Below are 4,854 nucleotides of genomic sequence, written 5' to 3' on the forward strand. Positions count from 1 at the left end.
CATCGAGGGCGGCGAGATCGCGGTGGGCGATGCGGTGAGGGTCGCCTCCTAGGCCGTCACCGGTTCCGGCGTCGTCTTGGCCTTGGCCGCCGGCTTCTTGCGGCGCTTGGGCAGGCCCGAGGGATTGCCCCAGAAGGTGACCACCGCCAGCGTGCCCAACAGGGTCAGGGCCAGGCCCGAGACGGTCATCACCAGCCGGTAGGCCAGGCCGCCAACCTTGGCCGCGTGCAGCGGGAAGTCGGCGTTGGTGATGCGCGAGCCCAGCGGCATGGCCTGGGCGTCGCGCGCGGCGACCATCTTGCCGGTCGCGGGATCGAACCAGGCCATGCTGCGGCCGTTGGGCAGCCACTCGGCCTGCTGGCGCAGGCGGATGGCGACCAGGCTGCCGGTCTTGGCCGGCAGGGCGATGGTCCGCACCTCGGCGCCCGGGAAGCGGGCCTGGGCCTGGCCGATCACCGCGGCCCAGTCGAGGTCCCTGGCCAGCTTGCCGCCCTTGATCTTCGGCGCGGCGGCCGCCTTCTCCATCACCGCCGGCGAGGTGAACGGCGCGCGCAGGGCCTGCGAGAACCATTTGAGGTTCATGGTCGCACCGGTGGCCAGCGACAGGATCAGCAGCGGCGCCACCAGCACTCCGAGGTCGCGATGGTGGTGGACGATGGCCGCCCGCTTGGCCATCCGAGGCCAGAGCCGCAGGTGGAACATCCGCCGGGTCGGCCACCACAGGATCAGGCCGGTGACCACGAAGCACAGGCCCGCCAGCCCGGCGATCCCGCCGACGATCTCGCCCGTGTCGCCGGCGAAGAGATGGTGGTGCAGGTCGAACAGCCAGATCTCCGGCCGGGCCCAGTTGCTGGTCCAGGCCTGGATGATCGCGCCATCCTGGTCGGCATAGGCGCCCTTCTGCGTCTCGCCGGGATAGGACAGCTTGTGCAGGCCCTTGCGCTCGCTCGCCAGAACGATGGAACGCGGGCGGTCCTGCGCGGCGAAGATCCGCGTCGCGGCCGCCGCCAGGGTGGCGGTGTCCTGCCGCTGGACGTCGGCGGCGTGGGGCACGGTGGCGCGCAGGAACGCGTCCTCGTGCACCAGCAGCGCGCCGGTGAAGCCGAGCACGGCCAGCAGCAGGCCGATCAGGCCGCCGGCCCAGCGATGCAGGAGACGCAGAGTCTTCATCAGAAGCGCGCTTCCCAGCCCAGCGTCGCGGTGCGGCCACGGCCGGCATAGAACTTGTCCTTGGCCGGCAGCACGGTGTCGGAGTTGTAGGTGATGTACTGCTCGTTCAGCAGGTTCTGGACCCCCAGCGACAACGCCCCCACCGGCAGTTCGTAGCGGGCGAAGGCGTCGACCAGGGTGTAGCCCGAGAAGTCGTCCTTCACGAGGGCGTGGCTCATGTCGCGTTGCAGGTAGGACTGCACCTGCAGGCGCAGGGCCAGCTTGCCGGCGCGGTAGTCGGCCGCCAGGTTGACGCGATCGGGCGAGATGTTGGCGCCGTCGAGATCGGTGTCGAGCGCGCCGTCGCCGTTGGCGTCGGTCTCGCCGCGCAGGCGGGCGTAGCCGGCCGACAGGGCGAGGCCCGGGACCGGGGTCCTGGCCTTGACGTTCAGCTCCAGGCCCTCGATGGCCACCTTCTGACGCTGCACGTCGAAGATGCCGCCGGTGTTCTTGACCAGCAGTTGGCCCAGCTTCGACGACGACCAGAAATAGGCGACGCTGGCGTCGAACGGCCCGCGCTTCCACTCGCCGCCGATCTCGCGGTTGTTCGACACGATCGGCTCGATGTTGAGGTAGCTGTCCACGTCCACGCCGTTGACGTTGATGCTGCGCAGGATCCGGCCGACGTCCGGCACGGTGTAGCCCTCGGCGTAGCTGGCGTAGAGGCGCAGGCCCGAGGCCGGCTCCAGCACGATCCCGCCGTTGGCCAGGGTCGACTTGAACTCCGGATCGCCGCCCGCGACCTTGCGCGAGCCGTAGGAGGCCAGGGTCGTGAAGTCGTCGACCTTCAGCTGGACGTTCTCGAAGCGCACGCCGCCGGCCAGGCGCAGCTTGCCGTCCAGCAGGGCGTAGTTGCCCTGCACGAAGGGCGCGACGCTCTGGAATTTGGTCGGCGGCACCCAGGCGCGACCGGTGGCGATCAGCAGCTGCTCGGTGCGGTCGTTCATGGCGTCGAGGCCGACGGTGGCGGTCAGGCCCTGGATGCCCGGCACCTCCCGCTCGTAGTTCAGGCGCGCGCCCAGCTTGCGCGAGCGGTTCGACGACTGGTCGAACAGCGTGCCCGACGGGGCGATGCTGACATCCTGGAAGGTGGCGTTGCGGTCGCCGCCGAAGGTGTCGCGCGAGCGGTTGAAGAACACCTGGGCGGTGAAGTCGCCGCCGAGCACCTCGCCGCTGGTCAGCGAGGCCGACAGGGTCTCGACGCGGTTGGCGGCCGGCTTGCCCGGAACCGGACCGCGCACCGAGGTGGTGGGCAGGCGCGTGGCGCGATTGCCGTCGGTCACCGCCGCGGCCGTGCCGGTGACGGTCACGTAGTCGCCGTCGCCCTTAAGCTCGAAGCGGTTGGCGACCACGTCCAGGCGGGTGCTGTCGCCCAGCTGCCAGCCGAACCGGCCGAACACCGACAGGCTCTTGGAGTCCTGGACGTCGCCCTGGGTGTTGTCCATGCCGATGCGGCGGCCGTCGGCGTCGTAGAAGGCGCCGCGCGTCTCGTAGGCCACCCCGCCGGTTGCGTCGAACGCCCCGCCGCGCCAGGCCAGAAGGCCCGCGACCTTGCCGCCGACGCTGTCGCCCAGGTCATGGCCGAGCGTGGTCTGCACCAGGGTGCGGCCCGAGACGCCGTCGTTCTTGGGCGGGCCGACCGTCACCTGGTTGACCACGCCGCCGGTGGCGCCGATGCCCTGCAGGGCGTTGGAGCCATAGATCAGCTCGACCCGGTCCACGAAGAACGGATCGATGGTGTAGCCGTCGCGCGAACCGTCGCGGATCGGGGTCGACTGCGGGATGCCGTTGATGGCGTAGAGCGGCGAGCGGCCGCGCAGGCTCTCGCCCGAGCCCGACAACTTCTGGCGGGTGGGCGAGAACGACGGCGACAGGGTCGACAGGGCGTCGACGATCGAGCCGCTGATGGCCACCTGCTGGTTCAGGGCCTCGGCGCCGACCACGTCGACGGTCAGCGGCAGGGCCGTGACTGGCAGCTTGGTGCGGGCGGCGGTGACGACCACCTGTTCGACGTCGTCAGCTTTAGGCGCCTGGGCGTGGGCGCCGGCGGCGATCGACAGCGCCGCCAGGCTGAGCGTCGAGAACAGGGCGCGCCGAGCGGCGGCGCGCGAGAAGCAAAGTCGCATGACCATCCCCAGAAAGAGAGGGCCGGCTATTGGCGCAACTGCGACTGAGTTTCAATCCTGAAATGATCTCCGACAGGCGATCAGCCGCCCTGCCCCATCGCCGCCATGTCCATGAACATCACCTCCCAGACGTGGCCGTCGGGATCCTGGAAGCTGGCGCCGTACATCGGGCCCATGTCCATGACCGGCTTCCATTCGCGGCCGCCGTTGGCCAGGGCGTTGGCCAGCAGGCTGTCGACCTCGGCCCGGCTGTCGGCCGACAAGCAGGTCAGGACCTCGGTGGCCTTGAAGGCGTCGGCGATGTCGCCGTTGATGAACTGGCGGAACTTGTCGTGGGTCAGCAGCATGACGTGGATCACGTCGGACACCACCACGCAGGCGGCGGTCTCGTCGGTGAACTGCGGATTGATCGTAAAGCCCAGGGCCTCGAAGAAGGCCTTGGAGCGGTCGAGGTCGGCGACCGGCAGGTTGACGAAGATCATGCGCATGAGGCGGCTCCCTAAAGCTTGTGTCGGCCAGAGGACGTTTAGCCCTCGATGCTCCCGACATCCTGCCTGATCTTTTTGTCAGCCCTTCACGCGGGCCGGATTGCCCACCGCCGTCGCGCCGGCCGGCACGTCGCGGGTGACCACCGCCCCGGCCCCGATCACCGCGCCGTCGCCGATGGTGACGCCCGGGACGATGATCGCCCCGCCGCCGATCCAGACGTCCTTGCCGATGGTCACCGGACGGCCGAACTCCAGCCCAGACCGGCGCGTCTCGGCGTCGCGCGGGTGGTCGGCGGCGAAGATCTTCACGTGCGGGCCGATCATCGTGCGGTCGCCGATCGTGACCGTGGTCACGTCGAGGATCACGCAGCCGAAATTCATGAACACCCCGTCGCCCAGCACGATGTTGTAGCCGTAGTCGCAGTGGAACGGCGCGCGGATGTTGGCGCCGAGGCCGACGCTTCCGAACCGCTCCTTCAGCAGGGCCATGCGCTGGGCGAGGGTCTGGCCGGGGGCGTTGTAGCGCTCCATCCAGTCAAGCGCCTGCTCCTGGTCGTCGACGATCTCGGCGTCCAGCGGGTCATAGAGGTCGCCGGCCAGCATGCGCGCTTTGTGGGTGCGATCGTCGGTCAAGGCGAAACTCCGGAAGTTGCGAACAGACCCCGGATGGACCGGCGGCGGCCTGCAAACAATGAAAACCATGCGCTCGCCAGGGATATCGCTGCTCGCCCAGGCGACAGGTCCGCGAGACCTCGCGCGATCGCTCGTCCGCAAGTTGCCTGCGCCGCAAGCTCGGCTATTGTCCCGCTTCGAGTAGCGGGGGCGTGAAATGCGAGTCTGGGGTATTGCGGCGACGGCGCTTGTGGCCGCGGCCGGCGTGGCGCATGCGGGATCGAACGTGGTCAAGTACGGACCCGCGGCGGCCTGGGTCGCGCCGCCGCCCGCCCCGACCGACACGGCCCCGCCCGAAGGCGCCGCCGCCCAGTTCGTCTACAACGACGTGCAGACCAAGCTCGGCGCCGACCACGACG

General features: G+C 69.7%; 4 protein-coding genes and 1 pseudogene. 1 reads left to right on the forward strand and 4 read right to left on the reverse strand.

What is annotated here, in order from left to right:
* Nucleotides 1–48: 48 nt before the first annotated feature.
* From DMC18_RS17380 to DMC18_RS17395, 4 genes are all read right to left on the reverse strand, one after another.
* Nucleotides 49–1,170, reverse strand: a complete 1,122-nt coding sequence (locus DMC18_RS17380; RefSeq protein ID WP_110121636.1) for a PepSY domain-containing protein — start codon at nucleotides 1,168–1,170, stop codon at nucleotides 49–51.
* Nucleotides 1,170–3,335: a TonB-dependent receptor gene (locus tag DMC18_RS17385; RefSeq protein ID WP_199228590.1), complete on the reverse strand. Its 2,166-nt coding sequence runs from the start codon at nucleotides 3,333–3,335 to the stop codon at nucleotides 1,170–1,172. The genes DMC18_RS17380 and DMC18_RS17385 overlap by 1 nt, the downstream gene beginning before the upstream one ends.
* A gap of 80 nt (nucleotides 3,336–3,415) precedes the next feature.
* Nucleotides 3,416–3,823 (reverse strand): VOC family protein, encoded by a 408-nt coding sequence (locus tag DMC18_RS17390; RefSeq protein ID WP_110121638.1) that lies wholly within the window; start codon nucleotides 3,821–3,823, stop codon nucleotides 3,416–3,418.
* A 78-nt stretch (nucleotides 3,824–3,901) separates the two neighbouring features.
* Nucleotides 3,902–4,456, reverse strand: a complete 555-nt coding sequence (locus DMC18_RS17395) for a sugar O-acetyltransferase (RefSeq protein WP_304529443.1) — start codon at nucleotides 4,454–4,456, stop codon at nucleotides 3,902–3,904.
* Between the two features lie 196 nt (nucleotides 4,457–4,652).
* On the opposite strand from DMC18_RS17395, the pseudogene DMC18_RS25680 reads away from it, so the two are divergent.
* Nucleotides 4,653–4,854: pseudogene (locus DMC18_RS25680) on the forward strand (hypothetical protein); the annotation flags it as partial.

It is taken from the genome of Caulobacter sp. D5 (genome assembly GCF_003185805.1).
In the GTDB taxonomy this organism is placed as follows: Bacteria; Pseudomonadota; Alphaproteobacteria; order Caulobacterales; family Caulobacteraceae; genus Caulobacter.